General features: G+C 61.9%; 34 protein-coding genes and 1 pseudogene. 16 read left to right on the top strand and 19 right to left on the bottom strand.

The features are described from left to right. Positions 1-2 precede the first annotated feature (2 nt). The 4 genes from HY247_05325 to HY247_05310 all read left to right on the top strand — a co-directional run bounded on the left by HY247_05325 (position 3) and on the right by HY247_05310 (position 3,085). On the top strand, positions 3-815 hold the full coding sequence (locus tag HY247_05325) for a sugar phosphate isomerase/epimerase (GenBank protein ID QQG48178.1): 813 nt from the start codon (positions 3-5) through the stop codon (positions 813-815). Between the two features lie 68 nt (positions 816-883). Next, entirely contained in the window at positions 884-2,008 is a 1,125-nt protein-coding gene (locus HY247_05320) for an aminotransferase class I/II-fold pyridoxal phosphate-dependent enzyme (protein QQG49568.1), read from the top strand. A gap of 67 nt (positions 2,009-2,075) precedes the next feature. Next, positions 2,076-2,597 carry a DUF4382 domain-containing protein gene (locus tag HY247_05315; protein ID QQG48177.1) on the top strand — a complete coding sequence of 174 codons (522 nt, stop codon included), beginning with the start codon at positions 2,076-2,078 and terminating at the stop codon, positions 2,595-2,597. Between the two features lie 2 nt (positions 2,598-2,599). Further along, positions 2,600-3,085, top strand: a complete 486-nt coding sequence (locus tag HY247_05310; GenBank protein ID QQG48176.1) for a PH domain-containing protein — start codon at positions 2,600-2,602, stop codon at positions 3,083-3,085. Between the two features lie 9 nt (positions 3,086-3,094). On the opposite strand, the gene HY247_05305 is transcribed toward HY247_05310, so the two are convergent. The 4 genes from HY247_05305 to HY247_05290 form a co-directional block, all read right to left on the bottom strand. Further along, on the bottom strand, positions 3,095-3,895 hold the full coding sequence (locus HY247_05305; protein QQG48175.1) for a hypothetical protein: 801 nt from the start codon (positions 3,893-3,895) through the stop codon (positions 3,095-3,097). Next, a complete protein-coding gene (locus tag HY247_05300) occupies positions 3,892-4,344 on the bottom strand; it encodes a hypothetical protein (protein QQG48174.1) in 453 nt (150 codons plus the stop codon). Before HY247_05300 ends, HY247_05305 begins: the two co-directional genes overlap by 4 nt. A 145-nt stretch (positions 4,345-4,489) precedes the next feature. Then, on the bottom strand, positions 4,490-5,389 hold the full coding sequence (locus tag HY247_05295; protein QQG48173.1) for a trypsin-like peptidase domain-containing protein: 900 nt from the start codon (positions 5,387-5,389) through the stop codon (positions 4,490-4,492). An 85-nt stretch (positions 5,390-5,474) separates the two neighbouring features. After that, positions 5,475-6,104, bottom strand: coding sequence for a hypothetical protein (locus HY247_05290; GenBank protein QQG48172.1), 630 nt, complete (start codon positions 6,102-6,104; stop codon positions 5,475-5,477). 61 nt (positions 6,105-6,165) lie between these two features. On the opposite strand from HY247_05290, the gene HY247_05285 reads away from it, so the two are divergent. From HY247_05285 to HY247_05265, 5 genes are all read left to right on the top strand, one after another. Continuing rightward, complete coding sequence (locus HY247_05285; protein QQG48171.1) at positions 6,166-6,645, top strand: DUF192 domain-containing protein; 480 nt, start codon at positions 6,166-6,168, stop codon at positions 6,643-6,645. Between the two features lie 48 nt (positions 6,646-6,693). Further along, the gene (locus tag HY247_05280; protein QQG48170.1) at positions 6,694-7,164 is read left to right on the top strand and encodes a helix-turn-helix transcriptional regulator; all 471 of its coding nucleotides are present in this window, start codon (positions 6,694-6,696) and stop codon (positions 7,162-7,164) included. A 122-nt stretch (positions 7,165-7,286) separates the two neighbouring features. Further along, complete coding sequence (locus HY247_05275; GenBank protein QQG48169.1) at positions 7,287-9,617, top strand: hypothetical protein; 2,331 nt, start codon at positions 7,287-7,289, stop codon at positions 9,615-9,617. 80 nt (positions 9,618-9,697) lie between these two features. Continuing rightward, a complete protein-coding gene (locus HY247_05270; GenBank protein ID QQG48168.1) occupies positions 9,698-9,970 on the top strand; it encodes a hypothetical protein in 273 nt (90 codons plus the stop codon). Between the two features lie 53 nt (positions 9,971-10,023). Further along, positions 10,024-10,533 (top strand): CBS domain-containing protein, encoded by a 510-nt coding sequence (locus HY247_05265; protein ID QQG48167.1) that lies wholly within the window; start codon positions 10,024-10,026, stop codon positions 10,531-10,533. Here HY247_05265 and HY247_05260 read toward each other — a convergent pair. Continuing rightward, on the bottom strand, positions 10,530-10,898 hold the full coding sequence (locus HY247_05260; protein ID QQG48166.1) for a hypothetical protein: 369 nt from the start codon (positions 10,896-10,898) through the stop codon (positions 10,530-10,532). The two genes, HY247_05265 and HY247_05260, sit on opposite strands and share 4 nt — an antisense overlap. 86 nt (positions 10,899-10,984) lie before the next feature. Between HY247_05260 and HY247_05255 the strand changes: the two genes are divergently transcribed. Further along, complete coding sequence (locus tag HY247_05255; protein QQG48165.1) at positions 10,985-11,398, top strand: arsenate reductase ArsC; 414 nt, start codon at positions 10,985-10,987, stop codon at positions 11,396-11,398. 4 nt (positions 11,399-11,402) lie between these two features. Beyond that, positions 11,403-11,789 (top strand): hypothetical protein, encoded by a 387-nt coding sequence (locus HY247_05250; protein ID QQG48164.1) that lies wholly within the window; start codon positions 11,403-11,405, stop codon positions 11,787-11,789. Here the strand turns inward: HY247_05250 and HY247_05245 are convergent, their stop codons facing one another. From HY247_05245 to HY247_05210, 8 genes are all read right to left on the bottom strand, one after another. Further along, complete coding sequence (locus HY247_05245) at positions 11,790-12,410, bottom strand: hypothetical protein (protein QQG48163.1); 621 nt, start codon at positions 12,408-12,410, stop codon at positions 11,790-11,792. Between the two features lie 10 nt (positions 12,411-12,420). Beyond that, the gene (locus HY247_05240; GenBank protein ID QQG48162.1) at positions 12,421-13,158 is read right to left on the bottom strand and encodes an orotidine 5'-phosphate decarboxylase; all 738 of its coding nucleotides are present in this window, start codon (positions 13,156-13,158) and stop codon (positions 12,421-12,423) included. Then, positions 13,155-14,084, bottom strand: a complete 930-nt coding sequence (locus HY247_05235) for a dihydroorotate dehydrogenase (protein QQG48161.1) — start codon at positions 14,082-14,084, stop codon at positions 13,155-13,157. The genes HY247_05240 and HY247_05235 overlap by 4 nt, the downstream gene beginning before the upstream one ends. Next, positions 14,081-14,704 carry an orotate phosphoribosyltransferase gene (locus tag HY247_05230; GenBank protein QQG48160.1) on the bottom strand — a complete coding sequence of 208 codons (624 nt, stop codon included), beginning with the start codon at positions 14,702-14,704 and terminating at the stop codon, positions 14,081-14,083. The genes HY247_05235 and HY247_05230 overlap by 4 nt, the downstream gene beginning before the upstream one ends. Before the next feature lie 87 nt (positions 14,705-14,791). Next, a complete protein-coding gene (locus tag HY247_05225) occupies positions 14,792-15,367 on the bottom strand; it encodes a hypothetical protein (GenBank protein QQG48159.1) in 576 nt (191 codons plus the stop codon). A 110-nt stretch (positions 15,368-15,477) separates the two neighbouring features. Further along, positions 15,478-16,131 carry a phosphoribosyltransferase gene (locus tag HY247_05220; protein ID QQG48158.1) on the bottom strand — a complete coding sequence of 218 codons (654 nt, stop codon included), beginning with the start codon at positions 16,129-16,131 and terminating at the stop codon, positions 15,478-15,480. Positions 16,132-16,464: 333 nt separating this feature from the next. Next, positions 16,465-18,141, bottom strand: a complete 1,677-nt coding sequence (locus tag HY247_05215; protein QQG48157.1) for a hypothetical protein — start codon at positions 18,139-18,141, stop codon at positions 16,465-16,467. Then, positions 18,128-18,559, bottom strand: coding sequence for a hypothetical protein (locus tag HY247_05210; GenBank protein QQG48156.1), 432 nt, complete (start codon positions 18,557-18,559; stop codon positions 18,128-18,130). The genes HY247_05215 and HY247_05210 overlap by 14 nt, the downstream gene beginning before the upstream one ends. 525 nt (positions 18,560-19,084) lie before the next feature. On the opposite strand from HY247_05210, the gene HY247_05205 reads away from it, so the two are divergent. The 3 genes from HY247_05205 (at position 19,085) to HY247_05195 (ending at position 20,000) form a co-directional block, all read left to right on the top strand. Then, positions 19,085-19,417: an FKBP-type peptidyl-prolyl cis-trans isomerase gene (locus HY247_05205; protein ID QQG48155.1), complete on the top strand. Its 333-nt coding sequence runs from the start codon at positions 19,085-19,087 to the stop codon at positions 19,415-19,417. 80 nt (positions 19,418-19,497) lie between these two features. Beyond that, positions 19,498-19,779 carry a hypothetical protein gene (locus tag HY247_05200; protein QQG48154.1) on the top strand — a complete coding sequence of 94 codons (282 nt, stop codon included), beginning with the start codon at positions 19,498-19,500 and terminating at the stop codon, positions 19,777-19,779. A gap of 23 nt (positions 19,780-19,802) precedes the next feature. Then, a complete protein-coding gene (locus HY247_05195; protein QQG48153.1) occupies positions 19,803-20,000 on the top strand; it encodes a hypothetical protein in 198 nt (65 codons plus the stop codon). On the opposite strand, the gene HY247_05190 is transcribed toward HY247_05195, so the two are convergent. Continuing rightward, positions 19,990-20,169, bottom strand: coding sequence for a chorismate-binding protein (locus HY247_05190; protein ID QQG48152.1), 180 nt, complete (start codon positions 20,167-20,169; stop codon positions 19,990-19,992). The two genes, HY247_05195 and HY247_05190, sit on opposite strands and share 11 nt — an antisense overlap. 87 nt (positions 20,170-20,256) lie before the next feature. Between HY247_05190 and HY247_05185 the strand changes: the two genes are divergently transcribed. Further along, positions 20,257-20,676 (top strand): hypothetical protein, encoded by a 420-nt coding sequence (locus HY247_05185; protein QQG48151.1) that lies wholly within the window; start codon positions 20,257-20,259, stop codon positions 20,674-20,676. Between the two features lie 4 nt (positions 20,677-20,680). Here HY247_05185 and HY247_05180 read toward each other — a convergent pair whose 3' ends face one another. The 5 genes and pseudogenes from HY247_05180 to HY247_05160 form a co-directional block, all read right to left on the bottom strand. After that, positions 20,681-21,082 (bottom strand): SRPBCC domain-containing protein, encoded by a 402-nt coding sequence (locus HY247_05180; GenBank protein ID QQG48150.1) that lies wholly within the window; start codon positions 21,080-21,082, stop codon positions 20,681-20,683. After that, positions 21,079-21,942 carry an alpha/beta hydrolase gene (locus HY247_05175; protein ID QQG48149.1) on the bottom strand — a complete coding sequence of 288 codons (864 nt, stop codon included), beginning with the start codon at positions 21,940-21,942 and terminating at the stop codon, positions 21,079-21,081. The genes HY247_05180 and HY247_05175 overlap by 4 nt, the downstream gene beginning before the upstream one ends. A 38-nt stretch (positions 21,943-21,980) precedes the next feature. Continuing rightward, on the bottom strand, positions 21,981-22,199 hold the full coding sequence (locus tag HY247_05170) for a hypothetical protein (protein QQG48148.1): 219 nt from the start codon (positions 22,197-22,199) through the stop codon (positions 21,981-21,983). 40 nt (positions 22,200-22,239) lie between these two features. Beyond that, positions 22,240-24,332: pseudogene (locus HY247_05165) on the bottom strand (SPFH domain-containing protein). Position 24,333: 1 nt separating this feature from the next. After that, positions 24,334-24,879: a hypothetical protein gene (locus tag HY247_05160; protein QQG48147.1), complete on the bottom strand. Its 546-nt coding sequence runs from the start codon at positions 24,877-24,879 to the stop codon at positions 24,334-24,336. A gap of 81 nt (positions 24,880-24,960) precedes the next feature. Here HY247_05160 and HY247_05155 point away from each other — a divergent pair, with 81 nt between their 5' ends. Then, positions 24,961-25,764, top strand: coding sequence for a DUF72 domain-containing protein (locus HY247_05155; GenBank protein ID QQG48146.1), 804 nt, complete (start codon positions 24,961-24,963; stop codon positions 25,762-25,764). Position 25,765: the final 1 nt, after the last annotated feature.

Here is a 25,765-nt window from a genome sequence, read left to right as displayed (position 1 = left end):
CATTGAAGATAGGCCTTAGCACGTGGTCGCTCCTGAGCTTGGACGTCTACTCCGCCGTCCGCGCGATCGGCGAGTCGGGCATCGACTACATCGAGCTCTGGGGGGAGGTACCTCACGCCTACCCTGACTGGATAGACAAGAAGCGGCTCCGCGACTCTCTCTCAGCATTCGATTTCACTACGACCATCCACGGCCCGTTCACCGACCTCAACCCCGCGACACCCTTCGAGCCGGTGAGGGGCGCCATCCTGAGGACCCTGTCAGACTACGTCGAACTGGGGGCATACCTCGGGGCCTCCATCATCACCTTCCATCCCGGGACCGTCCACAACGAGAAGATGGTCAGCAAGTCCTCAGAGACCTCCGCCTCCACTTTGAGGGAGCTGGTCAAGGTCAGCGACGGCAGGCTCTCCATCAACTTCGAGAACCAGACCCGCAGCCACTCAAAATACCACTACCCTCTCGCGAGCACCGAAGACTCGATCAAGACCCTACTTTCCTCCACAGAGGGGACCCACTTCACCCTCGACACCGGACACGCCCACGCCAGCGGGCTCTCCTCCGAACACGTCGCAGACCTCGCCGGCTCAAGGCTCTCCGAGGTCCACCTGAGCGACAACGCGGGCGCCGCAGACGACCACCTGATTCCCGGCGAAGGCAGCGCCCACCTCGAGCCTCTGATGGAGCGCTTCGCCCGCTCTGACCTGCTGGTGTGCCTCGAGCTCGACCCTCACAGGTACTCCCCCGACCAGGCGCTGAAGGGAGCCTCGGAATTTAAGTCAAGGCTGGGCCGAAAGGGAGGCGCCGCAAATTGAAGGCCAGCCACGAAAGGAGCCTCGTCTCCAGCAAGACCGCTTCCCTCTCGGAATCGGTCATACGAGAGATGACCAGGCTCGCAGACAAGCACGGAGCCCTCAACCTCGCCCAGGGCTTCCCCGACTTCGCGGCCCCGGCGAACATCAAGGAGGCGGCCGTCAGAGCTATCGAAGGGGACATCAACCAGTACGCGGTCACCTGGGGGGCTCCCAACTTGCGGCGAGCGATCTCCGACAAGGCATCCTGGTTCAACGGAATCGAGAGCGACCCAGACAAGAACGTCACAGTCACCTGCGGCTCCACCGAAGCGATGATGGCCACGGTGATGGCCCTCGCGGAGGCCGGAGAGGAGGTCATCATGTTCGAGCCCGCCTACGAGAACTACATCCCCTCGACGGTCCTCGCGGGAGCCACCCCGCGCCCGGTCCCGATGGGCCCCGGGTTCACCCTCGACGAGGAGGCCCTCAAGGCCGCCTTCTCGAAGCGGACCAAGCTGGTGATCGTCAACACCCCGCACAACCCGAGCGGGAAGGTCATCACCAAAGAGGAACTGGGCGTCATCGCAGACCTCTGCGAGGACTACGACGCGATCGCCGTCACCGACGAGATTTACGAGCACATACTCTACGACGGCCGGAAGCACGTCAGCCTCGCGACGGTAGGTTCCATGGCCGAACGGACGGTCACCATCTCAGGGATCTCGAAGACCTACACCGCGACTGGCTGGCGGGTCGGCTACACGATCGCCCCCGCAGCCCTCACCAACGCGATCCGCAAGGTCCACGACTACATGACCGTCTGCGCCCCCGCCCCCATGCAGGAGGCCTCCGCCTTCGCCCTCTCTCTGCCGAAGTCCTTCTACTCCGACCTCGCCCTGACCTACCAGAAGAAGAGGGACCTCATCGCTTCAGGCCTCAGGGAGATCGGTTTCGACTTCATGACCCCGGAGGGGGCCTACTACATCCTTGCAGACTTCGGGAAGCTGAGCAAGCTCGACGACACGAAGTTCTCGTACTCGATGACCATAGACTGCGGTGTCGCGGTCGTCCCCGGCTCGAGCTTCTACTCCGACAGGAGCAAGGGGCGGAGCTTGGTGAGGTTCAGCTACTCGAAGAAGGACTCGACCCTCACCGACGCGGTCGGGAAGATGCGGACCTTCTTCTCGAAGAAAGGCCCATCGCCTTCCAACTGAAGACAGGACACTCGTTCAAAACCCGTGTATAATATACGGACAGACTTCATGTCACGCCGGTCCGACGATGAGATCTACAATCACTGTCGCCGTTCTGGTATTAATCGTAGCCGCGGTCGCCGGGGCGGGATACCTCCTCTCCAACCGGTCGATGGGCACCTTGGCGGTCGGGGTCACCGACTCGCCGATCCCTTCCAACGTGACCCACATCTTTCTGACCATAACGAACATCGTACTCCAGGGAGAGTCCAACTCCACGGTCACCTTCGCCGTCAACGCCACTACCTTCGACCTCCTGAAGCTCAACAACATCACCAAGATGCTCGGTTCCCAGAGCGTGCCTGCCGGGAACTACACGATGATCAGGTTCAACGTGACCTCGGCAATAGCCACGATAGCCGGCAGCAACGTAACGCTCAACGTCCCAAGCGGCCAGGTCAAGGTGCCTCTCACCACTCAGAAGCTCGTCGTAAAGCCGGGCGAGAAGACGACCATAGTCCTCGACATCACCCCGGTGATGACGAACGTCAGCGCGTCCTACAACCTCAGGCCGGTCGTGACCGTCAAGAGCGTGAGCGGGCCGAGCTGACCATGCAGTCCATCCCAGACGACCTCAAGAACGTCCTGGGCCCGAACGAGCAGGTCCAGCTCTACATCAGACAGAAGATCTACCACCCGAAGATCAACGTCGACTCAGTCCTCATAACCAACGAGAGGGTGATCCTCCGCCATCCCCACTCCCTCAGGCTCCGCAAGGATTACACCGACTTCAACTATCAGGACGTCTCCAACGTCGTCCTCGAAAAAGGAGTCCTCCGCTCCACGGTGAAGTGCACTCTTCGCTTCGGGGGAGAGCCCCTCCTCCTCGGCGACCTTCCGAACGGCGACGCCCAGAAAGCCTACGGCCTCATCCGCGAGAACCTGGTCCGATACCAGGCGCCCTTTACCCAGGCTGGCGTCCCTCCCCTGAGGCCCCAGTCCTCTCCCCTCAACTTCTCTGCAGCCTCTTGCAGGAAGTGCGGCTCCCCCCTGACAGCAGGCCAGAAGTTCTGCGGCAACTGCGGCCTCCCTGCCTGAGCCCAGTTCTTACGAAGTCACTGTGAACGACGACGAGTAGTCTGAACCCTCGACCTCGGCGTTTACCTGGAAGGTCCCGGGCGTCGCCGTGGAGCCTATCTGCCAAGAAACCGAACAGCTCCCGTCCGCTCCTGTCGTGCACTCGAAGTTCTTCGTAGTGTAGCCCGATGCATACCCGACCGCGACCTGCACCAGCGCCCCCACCACCGACCCGTCGAGGTCTGAGACGGAGACGGTTATCGTCTGGGTCGACCCTCTCGCGATCGGGTTCGATGCATACGAGAACCTCACTTCGAGCCCCATGTTCTGGTACGAGGTCGAGGTCACGTGAACGCTTCCGTTTGACTCGTGCCACTCTTTGATGGGATGGATCTCCCAGCAGGTGCTCCCGTGCCACGCCTCGCCCTGGTGGAGGGTGTCGCAGAAAGCCACACCATACTCGTCGATGACCATGCCTTGAACGGGCCTGCCCTCTGACCGCTGGTCGGCGGGGATTATCTCAGTGATGAAGACCGGGACCTTCCCGTCCGAGACTGCCATGTGCCAGTCCCCGTCCGAGACGTTCCTCACGTAGAGCACGAGCAGGTTGCGGACCGCTACCAGGCTTCCTCCGGTGCCGTGCTTATCCGAGGCGCTCGTGAAGTTCCCTGCGATGAGAGACTCGAGGGTCGTCTCCTTGTACCCCGATGGCGTGGTGGAGCTCGTCCCGTTGTGCAGTGGCTGCGCTCCGAACTCCACCACGAAGGCAGCTGCGAGCACGACTAGCAGGAGCCCCACCGCCAGGCCCGTCCTCATCCTGACCCAACTCACTCTTTCGCGGATTTGGCTCTGGTGAACTTCTCTGGCGGCCCCATGTATAGGTTGGCGGGCGCTTTGTCCGGAAGGACGAACCTGATGTACTGATACCCCCTCTTGTCGTGGTAGACGTCGGAGCCCTCCATGCCCTTCTGAAACGCTGCCTCAAACTCAGCCCAGTCCTGGGACTGGATCGCCTTGAAGACCGGCAGGAGGTACTCGCTGTCGAAAGCATTGAGGTCCTCTGTGAACTTGGGCCTCGTGACCTTGGCCGTCCTGAACGAGACCCTGACCATGTTTAGCTGATACGCCGCGAGCTTCCAGTTCCCGCCCTTGGCAGCATAGTAGCAGGCGGAGTACCTCTCCCCTACCTCCTTCATGATCGCAGCCATTCCCGGCTGGATCTCGGCGAGCTGGTCGACCGACATCTCGCCGTGCGGCGTCTTGGCGCGGACTTCGCTCATGCTCCTTCGCCCCAGGGGCTGCCTAATCAACACAGCCCCGAGCCGCTCAGCTCGGAGGCCGCAGCGGAGGGAGGGGCTCTCTCGGTCCGCCAGGCTGCGGGAAGTTCGGCTCCCTGGGCATGGAGCTCGAGAGGCGGCGGAACACCTAGTGCTCCGCCTCCCCTAGCGTCACCTTGAGTTCGGTCAGCTTCTCGCCCCTGAGGACCCACAGGCTCGTGGGCCTCCCCACGATGTCGCCTGAGAGGGCCTTGTGCAGCTCGTACTCGTCCGTGGCCTTCGTGTCCCCGAGCCTGAGGATCACGTCACCGAGGACCACGCCCGCCGCCCTCGCGGCAGACTTCTGGTCCACAGACCTGACCAGGAGGCCCTGCTCCTGGCCCACATCCGTGCTCTTGGCGAGCTCAGCGGGAAGCTCGACCGCCTCCACGACGACTCCGAGGAATCCCTTCTTCACCCTCCCATCCTTCGAGAGCTTCTCCAGGACTTCCTTCAGGGAGTCCGCCGAGACCGCGACCCCTCTTCCTGAGAAGTAGGCCACGTTCATGCCCAGGAGCTTGCCCGAGGCGTCGACCAGGGGTCCGCCCGAGTATCCCGGGTTCAGCTTGGCGTCCGAGACGACCGCGTTCTCGATTACGACGCCCCACCATCCGCGCATGCTCCTGCTCTGGCTGGTCACGATCCCGGAGGTCGCCGAGGCCTTCCGCCCGTAGGCGTTGGCCATCGCCAGGACGAACTGCCCGACCTTGAGGTCCTTGCCGCTTCCGACCTGGACCGGCTCCAGGCCGCTGGCGTCCACCTTCAGCAAGGCGACGTCTGTGTACCCGTCTCTTCCCAGGACCTTCGCCTCCAGCTCGCGCCCGTCGCCGAGCGTCACCGTCGCCCCTTCGGCGTGGCCCAGCACGTGGCTGGCAGTTACTATGTGGCCGTGCGAGCTCCACACAAAGCCCGTCCCGCTGTGCCTCCCCGCGTTCACGCTGACGACCGACCGCGAGACCGCGTCGGCCAAGCTCGCCACTGCGTTGGAAAAAGACTGCAGCAGCTCCATTCCATCAGGATTTGTCATAGTTCGAAATCACCGGCTGCGGTATGGGAGAGGCGGTACTTGTTGAGCGGGTTGGGAGCCTACTCAGTCACATCGCATAGGGCCTGAAGTACCCTATGTGCATCGTCAGGGGCCTGGCCCCCGGCCTCGGGCTCGAATAGAGCCTTGAAATCCTGGCCACGAGCTGGTGCGCGCCCCTGAGGGCGCCTTCCATGTCAGACTCCTTCCTGATCCTCGCCTCCACCTCCAGCTCGCCGGACGTGAACCTCGCGTCTATGAGAGCTCCCCCGTCGTCCGTGACCCACTTCATCACCACACCCTCCTCGGCCCCCGACATCCCGACCCACCTGATCCTGTCGAACCACCTTCCCTTCAGCGCAGACACGACGATTGCCGTGCTTGAAGGGTTCGGAAGGAAAGTGTGGAGGAGCGAGACCCTCCTCCCCAGCTCGCTGACCGGCCTAGGGCCGAATGACTCTCGAACCTTGCCAGTCGTCGCGTAGCCCTCCTCCGACCTGACTATGGCCCCGTCCTCCTCAAGGCGCTCCAAGCTCCTCGAGAGCGTCTCCGGGTGCGCCCCGGTGATCCTCCTGATCCCGTCGAAAGTGAACACGGAAAGGCCCTCCGCCTCTATGGTCGCCATGACGTCCGCGTCATTCCCGCCCAGCCCCGAGCCCTCCCCGTCAACCCCGAGGCCGTCCGCCCGGTCCTCCCCCAAACTAATCGAGCTGTGACGAACTCCCTCCCTTAAAAAACCGGCGCGAGCCAAGCCGAAGCCGATGGTGCGACTCGGGAGGCGAGCATTCCTCGGCGTCTTCGCCCTGGCGGTCCTGGTCTCCGGGGCCGCACTCGCAGTGGAGACGTGGGGCTCGGTCGCCGGTCCTATACCCTCCAACTTCACTGTCAACGGCAAGACCTTCCAGTTCACCTACATCGCTTCGAACGAAGCTCAGAGAGAAGCTGGGCTGATGAACCGGAAGATCACGAACGACACCACGATGCTCTTCGCATGGCCCAGCCCCGGATACTACTCCTTCTACATGCGCGACACAAATGCGAGCCTCGACATGATCTGGATAAGCGCCAACGGATCCCAGGGCAGGGTCGTCTACATCAAGACCGACGCGCCCCCCTGCATAGGGGTTCCAACCTGCCCCCTCTACACCCCGACCTCCCCCGCCAACTACGTGATAGAGGCCAGGGCGGGATTCGTATCCACGAACGGGGTGACACTGGGGACCGAGTTAGGATTCGCATGACTCCAAAATCGATTATATACTCTGCCGAGCCTCGCAAGCTCCATTCACGTGGGCACAGAACCTGACGCGGTAAGCCTGACACCGAATCCTCCCATCGACCGCGCGAAGATGCGCAGGCGCTTCCGGGAGTTCAGCGACGTTGTCTCAAAGTTCTCGCACGAGGTCGCGCCTTCCCCCGACGCCGGCCCAGCCATCTCGAACCAGGCCGAGCTGAACCTTCAGGTCACAAAAACCATCTTCGGGAAGTGGTCACTGGAGATCCTCGTTATGCTCTACACGATGAAGTTCCTCGGCTTCGAGCAGATCCGGAGGAGCTTGGAGGGGATAAGCCATCGGGTCCTCTCGGAGAAGCTCAAGCAGCTCGAGGCGAAACAGCTGATCCGGCGTAGGGTCCTCAGCACCAGGCCCCCCAGGGTCAACTACAGCCTGACTGAGAAGGGCCTCATCATAGCCCGCTTGGGGGAGCCCGTCTTCCTCTTCCTCAGGTACGAAGAGGGCTTCGACCCGGAATTGAAGTAGCGCTCGTTATGCAAAGAGAACACTGTTCCGTAACCTGGAGGTTATCAGGTTACCAGACTATTCCGTGATTACTGCGATGATACGGCTCCGTTTATTATCGCAGGCCTAGCTCTAGAAGACGCTTGAACAGCAAGGCCGCCGTTGCGCTCGCGGTCGCATTCCTGCTCGTACTCTCACTCCGCGCGGGCACTATAGTCAACGCGGCCACGCCTGCTACCGGAACGATAACGACCCTTACTCCCACCGTCACGTGGACCGGGTCCGCGCCAGTCGCGAACCCCACCATCGGGCTGACTACCTCCTTCAACCCCAACAGGTGTCTGACGGTCGGGTACTGCGACCTCTACACCCTGAACTTCAACATCCCTTCAGACTTCGCGACGGCGTACCCCAACTACTTCCTCAACATTTCGATAACGTGGGCGAGCACCCAGTACGACTATGACCTCTACGTGTACTACAACGGGGTCCAAGTCGGCTCCGACCTCCTAGGGTCAGGGACAAACTACGAGATAGTGACCCTCGCGGGGGCACAGCCGGGTACCTACCAAATCTACGCCGACAACTGGCTGGTCCCGCCCGGGGTAGTGTACAGCGGGGTCGCGACCCTCGGGCTCACCCCTCCGCCCTACAGCTTCCCCACTAGGTCCGCGACGTATGTCGACGACACCGCGGGCAAGTCCGCAGGGACGCCTTTCGTCCTTACTCCAGACCTCAGGCTCGTAGGAGCACAGCAGGGCGCTTGCACCGTGATCTGCCCTCAGGACGTCGAGCCGGGAATCAAGATCGACCCATTCGGTACGATATACGCGGCTGCCATCCAAGGGACCCCAGGAGGCACCGACTTCTGGCGCTCTTCTGACGGCGGGAACTCCTTCCAGTATCTTGGGCAGCCCGACGGCGCTCAGAATGCTCTGCTGAACAACCAGACCATCGGCGGCCTGGGAGGAGGAGATGAAGACATCGCTCTAGGGTCTCCCTTCGTGTTGCTCGACGCCGGGAACGGCCTGGTAGTCAACTCGACGGGAAGGGTCTACCTCTCCTCCTTGTTCTGGGACGGGCTCGGAGTCAACCCCTTCCCAGAGTCGATTACTGTCGCAGACTCTGTCAACAGGGGCTCCAACTGGCTCGTCAGCTCCACTGACCTCCCGCTCGACGACAGGCAGTGGACCGCGGCCTCAGGGGCGTCGAACTATTACATCACGTACAACGACATCGGCGTCGAACTGACCGGATCCTCCAACCTCGTGATGCTCCAATCAACCGACGGAGGCCTCACCTTCACGAACGGCGCGTTCATCGGGAAGACCCTTGGTACTGATACCTCCATCTTCCAAGGGCCGGTCGCGACCGGTCCGGACGGAAGCCTCTACAACGTCTATGCTGGCCCCTCGCCGAGACAGATCAACTTGGCAACGTGTCCCGCACCATGCAGCCTGCCCCCACTGCCCCTATCGGCTGCATCTGCCTCGGCATTCACTGTCACCCCCGCCTTCCGGGGCCCCACGAACATGACCGTGACGAGCGTCTTCCCGCAGGTCGCGGTGGACGCTTCCGGCAACATCTACGTCGCGTGGAGCACCGGGCGCAGCATCTACCTGATTAGCTCCTCGGACGGGGGCAAGACATGGACCCTCCCGGTGAGGGTCAACAACGGCCCGGAGACTGCCACCGCCCTCGAGCCCTGGCTCCAGGCGGGCGACAACGGACGGGTCGCTCTGATGTGGTACGGGACGAGCGTCTCCAGCAACAGCCCCGACAACTTCACCGCCTTCGCGAACGCACAGTGGAAGACCTTCTACGCTGTCACACCGAACGCTCTCTCCTCGCAGCCCACCTTCTATCAGGTGGTGGCCAGCGGAGGCAAGGACCTCCCCGACGGCGTGGTCCACCGTGGGCCGATCTGCACCGAGGGGACGGCCTGCCCTTCAGGCTCCAGGAACCTCGCAGAATATTCTAGCTTCACGATTGACAACTACGGCTTCGCCAACTTCGTCATCGCCCAAGACGCAAACACCACCAGCGGCTTCGCCGCAATCGACTACGTCAAGCAGACCGCCGGGCCGGGCCTCTTCGCCCCATCCCTTGGGAGGGCCATCGGCTCAGGAGCGATCGCGCTCCCCGGAGGCCAAGGAAGCTTCCACTTCAGGGTCGACAGCACGCCCAAGGGGCTCAAGGGCTCGCTCCAGTACCTCGACTCCGACTCCTCGCTCCTCGTCCAGGGCGGGACGATTACCTCCTTCTTCATCAGCGGCAACACAGCCTCCTTCACCGGGACAGGGACAGTGAGCAACGGAAAGACAACAACTTCCGTCACGTTCACCATCCAGGTCGTGGGCAACAAGGGCCCCGCGACCTCAGACACCTTCTCGATCAGCCTCTCGAACGGGTACAAGGCTTCAGGGAGCCTCGCGAGCGGCTCAATCAGGGTCCTGTCGAGCTCCCAGACCTGAGCGGGCCTCGTGCCCTTTTGTCGATTTCGTCTACAAATTTCGACCAATCCTTCTTTGGCCTCAGGCTTCCAGACGGAGGCATGCAAGCAGCCCCAAAGGCCCCGATGACCCGGTCAGAGAAGCTCCGCTGGTACGCCGCACAGCTGATGACCGACGCAGCGACCGCCGAGAAGTCCGGCAGCAACGGGCCCGCCATCTCAAACTACCTGCAGGCCGCCGAGATCTACCTCCTCCTCGCGAAGGTCACTGAGAACTACACGCCGTGGAAATTCTACGCAGACAACGCCGCGCTCTGCCAGCAGAAGGCGAGGATTCTCATCGCCACCACGCCCAAAGAGCAGACGACTCCGTAAGGCCCAAACTCCCGCGTCTTCTTAATATACCACAGACGGTCATTTCTGTTCGCTTGAAGTGGGAGTGCTATCGGTGCGGGCACATCTTCGAAGGGGAGATCACCCCGGACGAGTGCCCCAACTGCCACTACTCACTGACGTTCTGGCTTGAAGCCTCCGAGCCCAAGGTCTCGACGGTGAGGAACTTCGTGAAGACCGACCCGCTCTCCATAGACGCCAACGAGTCCGTCCTCAAGGCCGCCCAGGAGATGAGAGACCGAGGCGCCGGCAACATCCTAGTCAACATCAAGGGAGAGCCCAAAGGAATTCTGACCGAGCGGGACATCCTCAACCGCATAGCGGCGGACGACCTGCTCTCCTCGAGCATCCCGGTCCGGAAGATCATGACCTCTCCGATGATATCGGTAGATGCCGACACGCCTCTCTCAGAGGCCGTCAAGATGATGGCAAAGTACAAGATACGGACGCTCTTCGTCACCGACAAGGGGAAGCCTCTCGGGCTTCTCAACATGCGCTCGATCGTGGGCGACCAGTTCAGAGTAGCGAAGAACCTAGAATCTTAGGCGCCCTTCTTGCTCTCCGCGTAGGCCAGGACTCCCCCTATTGTCATCAGAACGAGGAGTGTTGAACCCAGGCTCGCCGCCCAGACGATCAGCGACCTCTCGGTCACGCCGGAGCTGAACGTGTATCCCGTGGCCACCAGGAACAGAATCCCAAGGACGGCGCTCGCCAGGAATGCCCAAGGCTTCCCTTTGAAAGAGAACCAGGCCGTGACCACGAACACGATCGCGACGACCAGGCTTGAGGCAGTGTACTGGTCCAGGTCTCCCGTCGCTGCGGCCAAGAGGGTTGTCCCCACCAGAAACACGACCCAGCCGATTTGGGCCAGAATGCTTGCGCCTGCGCTCCCCGTTAGCTTCTCGAGCATGCGGACGCACATCCGGCCGGAGTCCGTGGTATAAACCTCCCCTGAACTCTTCATCCTTTTCTATCGGCATCCTCGTGTACCATTCGATGCGCAAGGTCCTCTTCGTGTGCGTCGAGAACACGTTCAGAAGCGTCCTCTCACAGGAGCTCTTCAACTCCAAGGCACCCTCTGGCTGGAGGGCCGAGAGCGCCGGGGTCAACCCCGCACAAGAGGTGAACCCTGTCGTCTTCTGGCTCCTGAGGGAAGTCGGAATCAACTACGTTGAAAGAAAGCCGCAGGTCGTCACCCCGGAGCTGGTGCGTGACGCGACAAGGGTAGTCACCTTCGGATGCCTTGACCGCTGCCCCATCGGCGCAGAGGAGAAGGGCGAAGACTGGCCTCTTCCAGGGTCGACCGGGAAGAGTGACGACGAGCTGAGGAGTGTCAGGGACGAACTCTCTCGAAGAATCGACGAACTGATCCGAAGGCTCTCCGTCGCTCCCGAGACCGTCCAGTCATGAAGCTTTGAACCGTCCGTCCCCGGAGAAGGCGCGCGAGGTCCGCTCCTTCCTCCTCCCGGCAGCCAGGTCGGGCAGGACGGTCACATACGGGGACCTGATGAAGCGACACAATCTCTCAAGGGGCAGGGCCCTCTCTAGAATGATAGGGACGGTCGACAGGGCAGAGATCAAGAAGAGAGCCCCGGGATTCGCGGCAATCATCGTCAGGAAGGACACGGGGTTTCCCGGGGGCGGCTTCTTCTGCGACGACGACCTTCCTCGCGGACTGGTCAGGGACAGGCGGAAGAGCAGCGACCCGAGGCTCACAGCGGCCGAGCGCGACTACGTCCGAGTCCAGCAGAAGAGGATCTGGTCTTTCTACGGAAGTAAGCGCCGAGCCACGCAGCCCTGACTACCACTTCATCCCCATCCTCGAGACCTTGCCGTAGTTCCTCGCCTGCCTGCGGCAGAGTTCCACTTCACCGTCGATATCGAAACCCAGCTGGTTGGAGAAGAGGTGGACGTACCTGCTCCAGTGAAACGCCAGCGGGTCCTCGACCCTCTCGCGCCACGGGTTCTTCCTTCCGCCCTCCCACGGGTTCCCGACCCCCTCGGCCCAGAGCGGGCTCTCCAGGCTGCCCCTGGCCCTCAGCGCTAGGAGGTCAAGAGCCACTTCCGACCCTCGCTCGAAGTATTGCTGTGCGACCTTCCAACCGTTCTTTCCGTATCTGTCCTCCTCCTCTCCCGCATAGGCCTCGCCTTCCAGACCATGGTTCCCAAAGTTCCAAGTCCGGAGCAGGCCTCTCGAGACGAGCTCCCGGGCCATGGCCCCGAGGACCCCTACTTCCCTGGCCTTCGCCCTCTTGGTCCTGAGTCGGACCCTGAATCGGATCTCCGGCTCGCGGAAGAAATGAAATGTCATCAGGTCGCCGGCCTTCCGGAGTCGCGCCACGTGCGGGCGGAGGGTCCCAAGGAGGATCTTGTCCTGATGCCTCAGGGGCCCGTGCAGGTTGACCTCCACCCAGTGTTCCAACGAGGCTCACTCAGTCAAGGCCGGCAGCGTCGAGCCCGCGGAGGGCTTTGAGGGGCTCCTTCGATTCTGCGATCGTCCTTCCAACGATGACGAAGTCAGCCCCGCCCTTCAGTGCCTCCCTCGCGTCCCCTCCCTGTGCGCCTACCCCAGGGCTGAAGATCAGAGGAACCTTGCCCAAGATCTCCCTCGCTTCCGCCAGCTTTTTTCCCTCCTTGGCAGAGACGACAACCCCGTCGGCGCCCCAGTCTCGCGCCCTCTCCGCGAAGACCCGGTACAGTGGCTCTCCGCCCTCGACCCGAAGAGAATATCCCTCCGAGGCTCCTCTGTGGCTCATGTACACCAGGAGGATCAGGCCACCCCCCAAATCATGCATCCTCTCCACGACCTTTCCGAGTCCCTCCTCCCTTCCAACGAACGGGTTCGCTATCACGGCGTCGACCCCGTAGTGCCGCAGAGATTCGGCTGCGTTCAGGTTCGTCGACTCGATGTCGTTGAGCTTCAGGTCGGCTATCACCGGCACTCCGGCGTCCGAGAAGTCCCCGAGGAGCCCCCTGATTCCCTCAAGCCCGAAGGGCAGAAGCAGATGATGGTTGAGCTTGACGGCTGCAACTTCCTCTTTCGTCGCTCTGAAGACCTCCATCGCCTTCGAGACCCTCTCTTCGTAGGGCCCCGAGATGTCGAGGGCCAGGACCACCCTGCTCTTCCTCTCATTCGCCGAGTCGAGCATCCTCTCCCTGAACCCCTTCATGCCGCGAGTCCCCCACTTCTGTGCGCGGCTCCCACGACCTGGTCCAGGCCCTGGAGCCCCTTCCTCTCAAGGTAGGAGAGTACCCCCACGTTGACGTCGTTGAAGATTGCGAACTTCCTGACAGTGCTCGTCCCCAGCTGCACTGCGTCCGCTCCAGCCAGGAAGAACTTGACCGCGTCCTCCCAGGTCGAGACTCCACCACATCCCATGATCGGGACCTCGAACTTCTCCCTAAGTTCGTAGACGCACCTCAGGGCGACAGGCCTCACGGCTGGCCCGGAGAGGCCCCCGTAGACGTTGGAGAGCGCAGGCCTGCCCGACTCGATATCGACCTCCATCGCCCTAATGGTGTTGATAGCAGTGAGACCGTCCACTCCTGCGTCCACTGCTGCGCCGCCGATTTCGACCAGCCTGTCAGTGTTTGGAGAGAGCTTCGCGAAGACGGGCTTTGCCGTGCTCTTCTTGACTGCCTTCACGACCTTGGACACGAGCTCAGGGTCGTGCCCGACCTCTGTCCCGACGCCCTCGACGTGGGGGCAGCTGAGGTTTAGCTCATACCCGAGGAAATCGTTTGCGTCGAGCACCTTGACGACTCCAGCGAACTGCTTCTCGTCCCCACCGAAGACCGAGACCAAGATGGGGAGGCCCTTGCCCTTCACCGTGACCAGTTCCTCGGAGAACTTCGCGGCTCCAGGATTCGGAAGGCCGGCCGCGTTGACCATCCCGCCCTCCACGTCGACCAGGGTGGGCTCAGCGTACCCTTCCCTCGGTGACGGCCCGACCGACTTTGTGACCGCTCCGCCCGCGCCGTACTTGAGGGCCTCGAGGACTTTGGCCAACGAGCTCCCGTGGACCCCTGAAGCAAGCACGGTGGGATTCTCGAGGCGCAAACTCCCCATTTGCACCCTGATTGCATCGACGCTCAAGCCTTCCCGGCCCCCATCTGCTTGAGGACGGCCTCATAGTCGCCCTTCGTCACCTTCTTTCCCTGATAGAGGGTCCCCACGAGCTCCTTGATGTCCGCGAAAGCGCTGAGCCTGACCCCGACCGCCCTGAGGTTCTCCTTCCCTCCCTCGAGCCTGTCCACCAACACCGCCGCCTCCTTGACCACGCACCCGGACCCTCTGAGCGCCTCCACTGCCGTGACTACGCTCCCGCCTGTCGTCACGAGGTCGTCCACGACTACGGTCTTCCATCCTGGCTTGACCGCGCCCTCTACCTGACGGCCCAGGCCGTGTCCCTTTTCCTCCTTCCTCACGTAGAGCATCGGCTTCTTGAGAAGGTAGGCCAGCGGCGACGAGATAGTTACCCCCGCCGTCGCGACGCCCGCTACGGCATCGAAGCTCTCGACGCCAATCTCCTTCGCCATCGCCATGTAGGCCTCGACCGCCAACCAGTACGCTTCGGGGGAGCTGGGCACGACCCTCAGGTCGAGGTAGTATGAGCTGGACTTCCCGCTGGCGAGCGTGAACTTCCCGAACCTCAATGCCCCGATCCTGAAGAGGACCTCTGCAAGAGCGGCCCTGCCGGACGCGGGCTCGGACATCAGAAGGACAACCTCCCTGGGCGCCTCCCTTCAACCTGCCGATTTCTCAGAAATCGAACCCAATCTCCCCGGACAGAGGCTCGCGATTTAAGCCTTGACCGCGGGATTCCTGCCCAAGAATCCCGACGCAGTGTCCCTGTATGCCTCGGGGTCCACCTCACTGGTGGTCGCAGAGTCCACGTCGATCACGAAGATCGAATGGAGCCTGGAGTTGATCAGCTCCTCTATGGAGATTGGCGGTCTGCTGTACACGAAGTCCGTGAGCTCCTTCACCGTGCGCGCTTCGGCTTCGGTCCTTGTGCTGGGGGGCCTGATGAAGAACTCTGGATAGTCCAGCACGTACGACGGGGTCGTCCCCAGCGCGAACTTTCCGGCAAACCTGCTGTACCTGGCGATCTTGCTCGCGACCCTGCTTCGGGCGTACCTCGCGGGCTCGAGCGCCGCCTCCGGAGGAATGAAGCCCGTCTCGATCTCCACGATCAGTTCGCCGTCGCCCCTCTCTCCCATCACGTCACAGACGTGCGAGGAGTCCAGCCTGTGCTCGACCTTGACCTCGTAGCCTTTCTTCACGAGCGCCCTGGCGCAGACCAGCTCCAAGGCAGAGTGGTTGACCTTGACCAGCCTCTTCGAGTAGAGCCCCACCAGCATCTCACTCAGCTCCATGACTTTCGACCTCACCCCGGGCTCGTCATCGCGACATGCCCTCGCGGCCAGCTCCGACAGGTCCGACCTGAACCTTCGGACGTCCAGCTTGGGCCCGTGGGTCTGCGAACTCAGCCGCGCCTCGCCCAGCCGTCTTCCAGGATCCGCTTCACGTCCTCGTCCTCGACCTGGTCGAAGTTGCCGAAGAACTCCCCTATCGACAGGAACTCCGTGGGTCTCTCCAGGCAGACCACTCTGTCCACATCTTCGGAGAGGGTCTCCACAGCGTCCGGCGGCGCGACCGGCACAGCGACCACCAGCATCTTCGGGCTCCGCTTCTTCACCGACATCACGGCGGCCCCCACGGAGCTTCCGGTCGCTATGCCATCGTCGACGATTATGACCGTCTTCCCCTCGAGCACAGGAAACTTCCTGTCCCCCCTGAACTTCCGGACCCTCTCCTCCACCTCTGCCTTCTTCTTGCGGACCTGCGAGTCAAGGTATTCCTTGGTCGCCCCCAAGGACTCTGCCGCCTGCCTGTCCATGATCACCTCCCCCTCCTGCGTGACGGCCCCAAGCGCATACTCGGGCTCCCCTGGCGCCTCGATCTTTCTTGTCACGACCACGTCCAAGGGCGCGCCCAGGACGCCCGCGACCTCGCTCCCCACCGCGACCCCGCCCCTGGGGATGGCAAGCACAACGACGTCCTGCCCTTTGAATTCAGATAGCGCCGCGGCCAGCCTCCTCCCAGCCTCCGCCCTGTCCTTGAACAGAACCTTCGACAACCCGATATGGGTTGAACTGTACTGATATTTGGATTGCCTCGCCCGGCTCTCAGGAGGGATGTGGCTTTCCTCCGACAGCGGCCTCGTAGCGTTCCTCCAGTGCCACTGTCCCGGTTTGCCCTCGGCATGGCCTTCGTGAAGTCCGGGTTTCCCCGTCTCTACGCGCCACCATCCCGCTCGCAGGCAGGTATCATGCGCCAAGGCTTTCCCGAGCGCATCCTGGACTGCGAATCCAACCTTTTCCTGGCCGGACGAGTGTTCTGCTAATGGGCTTGCGAAGTATAAATCAGTTGCTACGGTTCCCAGACCTGAGAGTCACGAGCCGCCTGGCGATTACCAAAGAGGCTCGAAGCTCCCGACCGTGTTCTCCGAACCGGAGACAATGATCGTCTTCGTGGCATTGTCGCCCGCTACATCGACCTTAGGAAACAGCTCGCCCCACCTCCACAGGACCTTCCAGAAGGACTGGTCTCCTTGCAGTGTCTGGGCGTGGTCGACGCACGTCCAGCTACCGTTGTGGGGGATCGCCGGGCAGGACAGTGTGACAGACCAGCTTCCGGTCGGCGTCCCGACGCTGGCGACCCCGAACTGAAAGAAGAACGCCCCTCTGAAGGAAGGCTTGTCTGGAGGGCCCAACCATCCGGCGTTGAAGGCCGCGTTGGCCGAGCGGGGAAGTAGGAAGGACCCTACGACGGTCGTGGACTGATTCAGGCTCCCCCCGAAAATGAACGCGACCCTCCTTAGCTCCCAACCAATGATGAGGTGGACGGGCTCCGATGCCTCGAAGGATCCGAGCGGGGAGGAGAAGTGGTACAGCAACTGCTTCCACGAATGCCCCCCGCAGGCGGCGTTGGCGTCGCAGACCTCCCAGGCGCTTCCTGTCAGGAACTGGCTGCCGTTCGGATAGAGCACCCTGTCGAATCGGTATCCGTAGTCTATCCCGTCGGTGCAGCAGTCCGCCGCGTGGACGCCGATGCCCGCGGCAAGGAACCCTCCTCCAGGAATCGAACTCGCGTCTCCCTGTGCGAAGGACACGTCAAGTGTTACCGCCGTCGGCCTGACCATGGGGCTCGACATGAAGCCACCGACGTAGTATGGGGTCACGTACGAGTACGCAGCAGGACGCAGGGGGTCGGTCGATGTCAGGACCTGGCCCGCGACCGCATCCGGCCATACGACCAGGGTGACAAGAAGGACGAAGAGAATCAGAACCGCATAGAATCTCTTCCCCCACTTCGCGGAGACTCTTGACTGGGCCGCCCCGACGAACGCACCGCCCGCGCTCGCAAGCGCTGCACTCGCCAGGAACCAGAGCTCTTGAGTGATGTAGTGCCCGGCTATGCCTTCGGAGACTGCAAGAAGGACCAGGATCGCAGCGGTCGAGACCGCGAACCGCCGGAGCACGCCAAACACGCCGAATTCTTCGGGGAGGCTCTTTGACACCACCCACCCCAGGCCAGCGAGGAAGGCGTACACTGCCGTTGGGTCGAGTGGCGGAAGTATGCCCGCCCCGGCAAGGCTGAAGACCACCGGATGGTACGCTATCGCATAGAACGCGGCGCCTCCCGCTAACATCACCTCCCCCTTACGCGGCTCCTCTTGCCGTAGGGCCCATCCAGAGAAGACTGACGCAATCCCGACGGCCGCGAATATCGACCCCATCCTGAGCGGCTCGAGGCCGTCCACGCCCGTGTTGTAGCAGAGTCTTGGCGAGCAGGCAGAATAGACCAGCCAGAGAAAGACGACTACGGACATCAGGTAGACGGCCCAGGACCTGGCTAACCCTTTCGAGGATCGCCCGACGATGTAGCCCGCGGCCGCGAGGTACACCACGTCGAAGTCATACCTGATTCCTGAAAGGGTGAAGAAGAGGAAGTGTTGGTGAGTCAGAAAGAAGAACTGGTCGGCCTTCTCGAAGACATAGGGCGGCGCAAGAACGAAGAGGCCCCCAAGCAGGTCCCTGGCAAGAGGGCGCTCCAGCCAGTTGGCTGGAAGCCTAGGTGATTTCATTTCCTGGCCGTGCCTGGCGTGCCAGAGTCCTCTCCGCCTTCTGGATAGGGCCTTTGTGGCCCAGGACCCAGACCTCCCATTCGCTCCTGAGGACCATGTCGACCGAGTCCAGCTTTCCCCGAGGCACCGCCAGGATCCTCCTGACCGTGCTATTTGAGAACAGGTACGACTGGAACGAGACGCTCATGAAATTCTTGGACAGGAATCTCTTCATGTTGGGCCTCGTCTCGCACTCCACGAAGACCAGTTCCTCAGCACCACCTCTCCTCCTGTAGCAGAGCAAGTCTGGCCTGTACCTCGACCAGGAGAGTCTCCGCCCCGGAGGGAAGAGCGGCTCCTCAATCACCGCATACTCGTCCCTCTCGAGTTCCGCCCTTACGACGTCCTTCATCGACCTGTGCAGCGCAGACTCTGCCACAGCCCATCCCTCCCGCCCACAGGATTTCTTCGCCTTGCTTTAGGAGATTAGAGCAGGTGTCACCGATTCATCAAGGGGGTGTCCACCGCGTCCAGGCCCTCTTGATAGGCTGGTCAACAGAAAATCTGTTCTTTGTCAGGAACTAGAGTCAAGCCCAGATAACAACTTGGCCCGTCAAGTTCCAGTCAGCTCTCTCGCTGTTGGCAGGGCAAATTTCGACGTGGCAGACCGCCGACGCCGGTTCCGCGCGAGGCCGGGAATATTCCGGTCGGCCAGTCGCGACGATGCCCAGCCTCGAGCTCAGGAGGGCCAGACGCGGTCCAAAAGCCGCGCTTCGGGACGGCGAAGAACCTTCCTCGAACGAAGGAGGTGCGGAGCGTCATGCTTGACACCGAGGTCGGGAGACGAAGCGTCCGGCGCACGAACGAGGCACAGAAGGAGGACCACGGACGGCTCGAATGAGCTGACGAAGACAGCGAGGGGCGGCTAATTGCTTAACTGGCTCAGCGCGGCGCCCGTTGCCCATTGAGTGAGCTAGCAGCGCAGAAGGGAGACACGGTCTCCGTCCACTATCTAGGAAAGTTCCCGGGCGGCAAAGTCTTCGACACCAGCATGAAGGCCGAGGCGGTCAAGGCCGCCCTCTTCAGCCCGGCCAGGGACTACAAACCACTCCAGGTCGAGCTGGGAAAGCACCAGGTGATCACTGGATTCGAAGAAGCACTGATGGGGATGAAAGTCAACGAAACCAAGGAGGTCACCCTCCCGCCGGAGAAGGCCTACGGAAAGACCGGAAGGCACCCAATGACGGGCAAGACGCTCTGGTTCCGCCTCCTCCTGACCAACATCAAGCGTCCCTAGAGGGCTCGCCTTTCGACCAATCCCTGAACAGGATTTGACCCCGAATCTATTTACCATCCTGAACCCCACCCGGACCTAGGATGGCAAAGCGCGGCTTCACCATAGAGGTCGGAGGAGAGAAGATCCCGGTCGAGGGGCACGCCCACCAGAACGTTGCCGTCAAGTACCTCATGAAGCGCAGGAGAAGCCTGATCTTCACCAAGGACCCTGCCAAGGTCGAGAAGCTCTTCGCGGACGTCCCAACGCAGATCAGCATCGTAGGCGCCAACGTCACCAAGACCTACAAGGTCGCCTGGGAGAGAGTAAGCACGGGCGAATTCGCGGGAGCGCGCTTCACCTTCACGCTTGAGGAACTCAAATAGCCTACCTCTGGGGAGGTCCCCCTATGCCAGGAGGCAGACGAGGAAGGAACGCCTACAGTGACGCTATCGACAAGGTCCGCGCCCAACACGCCGAGTCGATCAAGCCCGCCACGTCGACCGTCGACTGCCCAAGGTGCGGCACCCGACAGGTGCTCAATGACGCTCCCGGCATGAGGACCTGCCTCAAGTGCGGCTTCGAGTTCGGGAAGACTACTTCCTAGTCATCGTCTTCACTTCGCCGGTCTTCGAATCCTTCCACGCCACGAAGCTAGTCCCACACTTCCCGCACACGAATCTCTGGACGGCCATGGGCTTCTTCGTTTTCGCGCCCCCCGTCCACTGAGTTACAGGCTTCTTGTTCTGCGCCCCGCACTTCGGGCACTCAGGCATGGCCACGCTCACGTGAGAGGGTCAGGCTTATCTACTTTGGATGCGAATGCTGATGAGATGATGCAGAGGCCGCCAAGGCCAACCGGAGTGACGGTTCTAGCAATTCTCGACATGGTTGGCGGGATTATTGCCGTCCTAGCCGGGTTAGGCCTAGCTGCAGGCGGTTCTTACTTTGCTTCCGCAGCGGGCTATGGCTTCCTTGCAGGATTCATCGCTGTCCTCGGAGCAGTAGTCCTCATCATCGGCCTGTTCGCGATCCTCGTCGGATACGGTCTTTGGTCTGGAAAGAGCTGGGCTTGGACGCTCGCTGTGATCCTTGCGATCCTTGGAATCCTCGGCGGACTGGGCTCACTCGCGACAGGGAACTTCGGCTCCGTAGTCGGTTTGGCCATCGACGTCATAATCGTGTGGTACCTGTGGAAGCCGCACGTGAAAGCCTACTTCGGGAAAGGCACAATGATGCCCACGACCTCGACCCCGCCTCCCGCTCCTGCCACGACTGGCTGATTAGCTACTCTCTCTTCGCGAAATACTTCTTCAGAGGCTTCCAGTAGTATTCTTCCCACCCCTCTGCGTAGTCATCCGCCTGCTCCGCCGGAACCTTCGAGTGGACCATCTCGAGCTGCGTCCCGCCTCCCTTCTTGGTGACAGTGATCTCCACGAGCGACGCGGGATAACCCTTGGGCCACTCGGTGGTCTTCCAATCGTGCACGATCTTCCTTCCCTCTTCAAGCTCCAAGTACTTCCCTGAGATGTTTCCGTCCCATGCGGTGAACCTGCCCCCGACCATGGGGGACCCCGACGCCTCGGAACCCGTGACCTCGGTTTGCTTCAAGGGGTCCACATAGGCCTGACAGACTTCGCACGGACTCGCTTTCAACAGGGCCTTCTGCCTAATGGTCTCGAACTTCACGCGATCCATTTCTCTATGAACCCTAGGACCTTCGAGTTGAATTCATCGGGGTTCTCCATGTGGGGAAAGTGCCTCGAGCCCGAGACCTTCTCCATCCTCGCCCCAGGGACCGCCTTTCCCACCAGCTCCCCAATCTTCCTCAGCCAGAGGGCGCTCTCCTCTCCGTTGACCACCAGGGTCGGGCGCGCGATCTTGGACGCCTCCTTTGCGGTGAACCTCGGAAACTCTGTCCTGAGCTCAGCCACCGTCCTCGCATTGTCAAGCATCATCTTCCTCGTCACCTCCGGGAGCGCAGCGTACGACCCCTTCCTGTCCTGAACGCCGTCAACGTTCAGCTCGACCGCCCTCTCCAGCTGACCCGCGTCGAGAGCCTCCAACGAGGGCTTGAGGCTTGCGCTCTGGAACCTTCGTCCCGAGAGAGCCACCGAGGGGCTCCTCAGCAGCAGGCCCAACAGGGCCGCACTGCTTCCCTGGTCGGCCACGAGGAGGGTCGAGATCGCCGGCTCGACAAGCACGAGCGACCTTACCAGCTCGGGCCACTGCGCGGCCAGGTAGGCCGACACGAACCCTCCGTAGGAGTGCCCCACCAGGTCCACCGGCCCTCCTCCGAGGCCCTCCAGGAACCCCTTCAGGTCGGAGGCGTTGTTCTGGACAGTTGAATCAGAGACGTCCCCCTTCCTCGGGTTCGGCGCTGCGTACCTCCTGCTGAGCGCGACCATCCTCCTCCCCTTCGAGAAGGCCCCGACCTGCGCAGCCCACGCCCGATAGTCGGTAGGTATTCCGTGCACAAAGACGACCGGCTGACCGCTCCCGCTCTCCTCGTAGTACAGCCCAACTCCCCCTACGTCCATGGAAGGCATGCGCCCGAGGTGCTTTCAGGGCCACTAATCTTCTTTGTTCAGCCCTTCTTCCAGGCCTGCGCCCTCTTGCAGAAGTCGTCCGCCTCCCCGACTGCATTCGAGCACCGCCTGTAGTGGCCGACCAGCTCCCTGAGAAGCTCCTCCACCGGGGTCGGCGCCCCGGGGCACTCCGAATCGAGCTGGGCCCTGACCTCCATCAGGTTCTGCCACACGTCGGTCGGCACCGTGACCGGGACTCCCTGCTTGGTTGTCGACATGTCCCGAAGGAGCGGAGCCCGGTTATTTCTGGCTTGAGCGCTAGAGTCCCAGGCTGTTGATGACGCCGCCCGAGTTCCCGTCCAGGACGAGGACGATCTTGCGGCCCTTGTGGCCGTACCTCGCGAACCAGACCGGCGCATGAAGTAGCTCCGCCTCCCCCACATCCGACTCGGTGGAGAGCTGCTGGATCATGTGGTGCGCCGCGTGCGCCTTCTCCGACTGGAGCTGGTCCACCAGGGTCTTTGCCTGCGTCTTTGCCACCTCCTCTCCCACGTCCCCGTTCAGGACCTTGAGCCCCTTCACCTTGGGCGCGTCGAAGAGGGTCCTCTCTGCGAGGTTGAACTGGTACTCCTTGGGCTGGTACTCTCCCAGGGCCTTCAGGGCCACTATCGGGAAGTCGTAGTCGAAGTCCATCTGGAAGGCCTTCTTCGGCGTCTCCCTCCCTCCGACCCCCCCGCCGCTCAGCACAGTCCCGAGCAGGACCCCCGTCATCAGCCCCCCGCCTCCGCCCCTCCTTCCACTGCTCATCGCAGCGCCCATGATCCCCGCCAGGGCCGCGGTCGTCGCTATGCTCCCAGCCTCCACGACCATGTCGGTCGCCACGACGGACGTCCTCGCCGAGACGGGGACGAGCCAGTACGGGATCATCGCCAGGTTCATCTCCTCAAGGGTGGAAGATTCCTGCAGGTGCCTGTGTAAGAGTCCCCTGTCCATCAGGTCGTGCACCGCCTTTGTGGCCTGGTCTTGGGTAGCCAGCCTCAGCGGGAGCATCGTGTGCTTGTTGACGCTCCTCCATCCCTGGTTCCCGAGCGTCACGCTGCTTCCGCAGTACTCGCACGTGATTATCATCTCGCCGAACTTCGGGGTTATCGGGGCCCCGCAGCTCGGGCACTTCAGCTGCTCGGCTCCCGAGGGCGCAATGACCGGCTCAGGTGGCTGGGCAGCTTGGGGGGCCTGCAGGCTCCCCACCTTCGCGCCGCACTTGAGGCAGAAACCCGCGTCATCGGGAAGCTGGGTACCGCACCTCGGGCAGAACGTCCCCTCTCACCCTAGAGCGGCTTGCCGCAGTTGTCGCAGAACTTGGACGCTGTCCCCACCGCACTACCACAGTTGGGGCAGAACCTTCCCGTCCCGGCTGGGGCGGGTGGAGCGCTCGGACCAGGCTGCGCGGCCCCGCAGTTCGGACAAAACTTGACGTTGGCAGGTATCAGCGAAGCGCAGTTCGGGCAGCTCCTCGTCAGCGCCTGGCCCATCCCCGACGCCATCTGCCCTCCTATCGCATATCCCACTCCCAGCCCGGCCCCCAGCCCCGCCGTCACCCCGGCCCCTCCCGAGGGGTTCTTGGCGGCGTCGTCAATCGCCTTGCCCGACTGGTACTGCATGTAGTTGACCCCGAGCACCTGCATCTCAGACCTGGTGTCGATGGCCCTCTGGACCTCGTCGGGGAGGCTGATTGTGAGCCCTGAGATCTTGTTGATCTCGATTCCGTACTGTCCCAGGTGGTCTGGTCCCATCGCCAGGACCATCTGTTCGATGTTGGTCAGGCTGGCGGCCAGGTCGGTGACCTTCATCCCTTGGGCCTTCATCTTCCCAAGTACGTTGTAGACCATGATCACGACCTGCTCCTTCACCCTACCCTCCACATCGTCCGAGGTCTCCGCGTCGAAAGTCCCCACAAACTGGTTCACGAAGAGCTCCGGCGAGTCGATCTTCCACCTGTACTCCCCGAAGACCCTCAGGTTCACGATGCCGAACGTCGGATCCGTGAACTGGTACGGCTGCGTGCTCCCGAACTTCCCGTCCAGGTACCTCTTGGGGAGGTAGAAGACTTCCGCCTCCTGCTGGACGCCGGTGAAGAACTTCAGCAGCTTCCCGACGATGGGCGCGTTGATGTCAGTCAGCGCATATCTGTTCGGCTGGTCGAAGTATGTCAGGGCCTTGCCGTCCCTGTAGAAGACCGCGATCTCGTCTTCCCTCACCACTATGTTGTCGTTGAGCCTGATGTTCCTGTGCGCTTTCCACAGGACCGCCCCCTGCTTGAACTGGTCCTCCCAGGCGATTGTGGTCGACCCGAAAGCGCTCCCCCCCGTGGCGGGGACCGGGTCCTGCTTCTTACCGAACAAACTATCCATCCTACTTGAGGGCTATCCCCTCGATCGTCTCCATCCTCATTGACCACTTCTGCTTCAGGTCCCCCAAGGTCCTTCCCAGCTCGCCCAGCGATGCCTGGATTGAGTTCGGCGACGCGCTGTCGTACTTCAGGTTCGCCGGGGACGTCGCCTCCTCAAGCTGGAAGACAGAGTTGATGAATGCATAGTCGTAGTCGTACAGCTTGTTGAGTTTGTCCTCGTTTATCGTGATCGGAGCGACCCAGCCGGCATAGCCCTGCGCCGCGTGCCTCACTTCCCCACTGACGCCCTGCACCTGGGAAACCAGCGACCCGATAGTGGTGATGTTGGTGAGGTCGTTGCTAGACGCAAGTTGTCTCCTAATCTCCTCCAGGTTCTTCTTCACCCTGTCAAGCCTGTCCGCTGCCTGGTTCCTCAGGAGCTCGTCGGAGACCCTGATGTCCTCCTTGCTCCTGTATCCTCTGAGCCCAGGGATCAGTAGCTGCAGCTTCTTGAGCGCCCCCCTGTTCGCCTCGACCTGCTGCCTGATGTCAGGGTTCCCTTGAGACAAATCGCTTTCGGGCCGCGAAACGCTCGCAGCGTTATAAATATTGACAGCCTTTATCAGGAATGAGAGTGGCCTCGCCTCCGGTTGGAACTCGAAGACCTTCGAATCGGATGCAGCGGCTGGTCGTACAAGGACTGGCTGGGAGTCTTCTATCCGAAGGGCCTCCAGCCCAAGGACTACCTCGCCAACTACTCGAAGGTCTTCAACTGCGTCGAAATCGACTCGAGCTTCTACCGCGTGCCCAACGCGTTCATGATCACTCAGTGGAGGAACAACACCCCACCCGGCTTCCTATTCTCTCCCAAGCTCCCCAAGAAGATCACGCACGAGGCGAAGCTCAAAGGCTTCGGCACCTCGCTCACCTACTTCTACAGCGTCGTCAGCAAGCTGGGGGACAAGCTCGGACCCATAGCCATCCAGCTCCCTCCTTCGGTCAAGCTCTCCACGCACCTCGAAGCCATGAAGGATTTCCTCGGCCAGCTGAGCCCCGAGTTCAAGCACGCAATAGAATTCAGGCACAAGTCCTGGTTCACCCCGGAGGTCTACTCGATGCTGAAGAAGGAGAACGTCGCGATGATCTGGTCACTCAACCAGTATCTGGAGACCCCGCCCGAGGTCACGGCCGACTTCGCTTACGTGAGGATGGTCGGGGACAGAGAAATCACCGAGTTCTCCGGCACCCAGAAGGACCGGGGAGAAGACATGAAGCGCTGGGCCGAATCGGTGAAAGAGAACGCAGGAAAGTTCGAGTCGGGCTACGTCTTCTTCAACAACCACTTCGCCGGGTTCAGCCCCGAATCCGCCAACGAGTTCCGCAGGCTCCTCGGGCTGATAGAACTCGAGTGGAAGCCCCTGGGGTCCGAGCAGCAGACTCTCTTCGGGTCGTAGC

This window comes from archaeon (genome assembly GCA_016432545.1).
In the GTDB taxonomy this organism is placed as follows: domain Archaea; phylum Thermoproteota; class Nitrososphaeria; order Nitrososphaerales; family Gagatemarchaeaceae; genus UBA183.
The sequence above is the reverse complement of the archived record's forward strand: the minus strand, read 5'-3'. Positions and strand labels throughout refer to the sequence as shown.

Coding starts and splice junctions, on each gene's coding strand:
- HY247_05190 (QQG48152.1), bottom strand. CDS start 20,169: ATGCCTGAGTGCCCGAAGTGCGGGGCGCAGAACAAGAAGCCTGTAACT.
- HY247_05225 (QQG48159.1), bottom strand. CDS start 15,367: ATGGAGCTGAGTGAGATGCTGGTGGGGCTCTACTCGAAGAGGCTGGTC.
- HY247_05310 (QQG48176.1), top strand. CDS start 2,600: ATGCAGTCCATCCCAGACGACCTCAAGAACGTCCTGGGCCCGAACGAG.
- HY247_05295 (QQG48173.1), bottom strand. CDS start 5,389: ATGGAGCTGCTGCAGTCTTTTTCCAACGCAGTGGCGAGCTTGGCCGAC.
- HY247_05285 (QQG48171.1), top strand. CDS start 6,166: ATGGTGCGACTCGGGAGGCGAGCATTCCTCGGCGTCTTCGCCCTGGCG.
- HY247_05215 (QQG48157.1), bottom strand. CDS start 18,141: ATGAAATCACCTAGGCTTCCAGCCAACTGGCTGGAGCGCCCTCTTGCC.
- HY247_05255 (QQG48165.1), top strand. CDS start 10,985: ATGCGCAAGGTCCTCTTCGTGTGCGTCGAGAACACGTTCAGAAGCGTC.
- HY247_05260 (QQG48166.1), bottom strand. CDS start 10,898: ATGCTCGAGAAGCTAACGGGGAGCGCAGGCGCAAGCATTCTGGCCCAA.
- HY247_05320 (QQG49568.1), top strand. CDS start 884: ATGACCAGGCTCGCAGACAAGCACGGAGCCCTCAACCTCGCCCAGGGC.
- HY247_05300 (QQG48174.1), bottom strand. CDS start 4,344: ATGAGCGAAGTCCGCGCCAAGACGCCGCACGGCGAGATGTCGGTCGAC.
- HY247_05195 (QQG48153.1), top strand. CDS start 19,803: ATGCCAGGAGGCAGACGAGGAAGGAACGCCTACAGTGACGCTATCGAC.
- HY247_05315 (QQG48177.1), top strand. CDS start 2,076: ATGAGATCTACAATCACTGTCGCCGTTCTGGTATTAATCGTAGCCGCG.
- HY247_05175 (QQG48149.1), bottom strand. CDS start 21,942: ATGCCTTCCATGGACGTAGGGGGAGTTGGGCTGTACTACGAGGAGAGC.
- HY247_05200 (QQG48154.1), top strand. CDS start 19,498: ATGGCAAAGCGCGGCTTCACCATAGAGGTCGGAGGAGAGAAGATCCCG.
- HY247_05170 (QQG48148.1), bottom strand. CDS start 22,199: ATGTCGACAACCAAGCAGGGAGTCCCGGTCACGGTGCCGACCGACGTG.
- HY247_05230 (QQG48160.1), bottom strand. CDS start 14,704: ATGTCCGAGCCCGCGTCCGGCAGGGCCGCTCTTGCAGAGGTCCTCTTC.
- HY247_05240 (QQG48162.1), bottom strand. CDS start 13,158: ATGAAGGGGTTCAGGGAGAGGATGCTCGACTCGGCGAATGAGAGGAAG.
- HY247_05270 (QQG48168.1), top strand. CDS start 9,698: ATGCAAGCAGCCCCAAAGGCCCCGATGACCCGGTCAGAGAAGCTCCGC.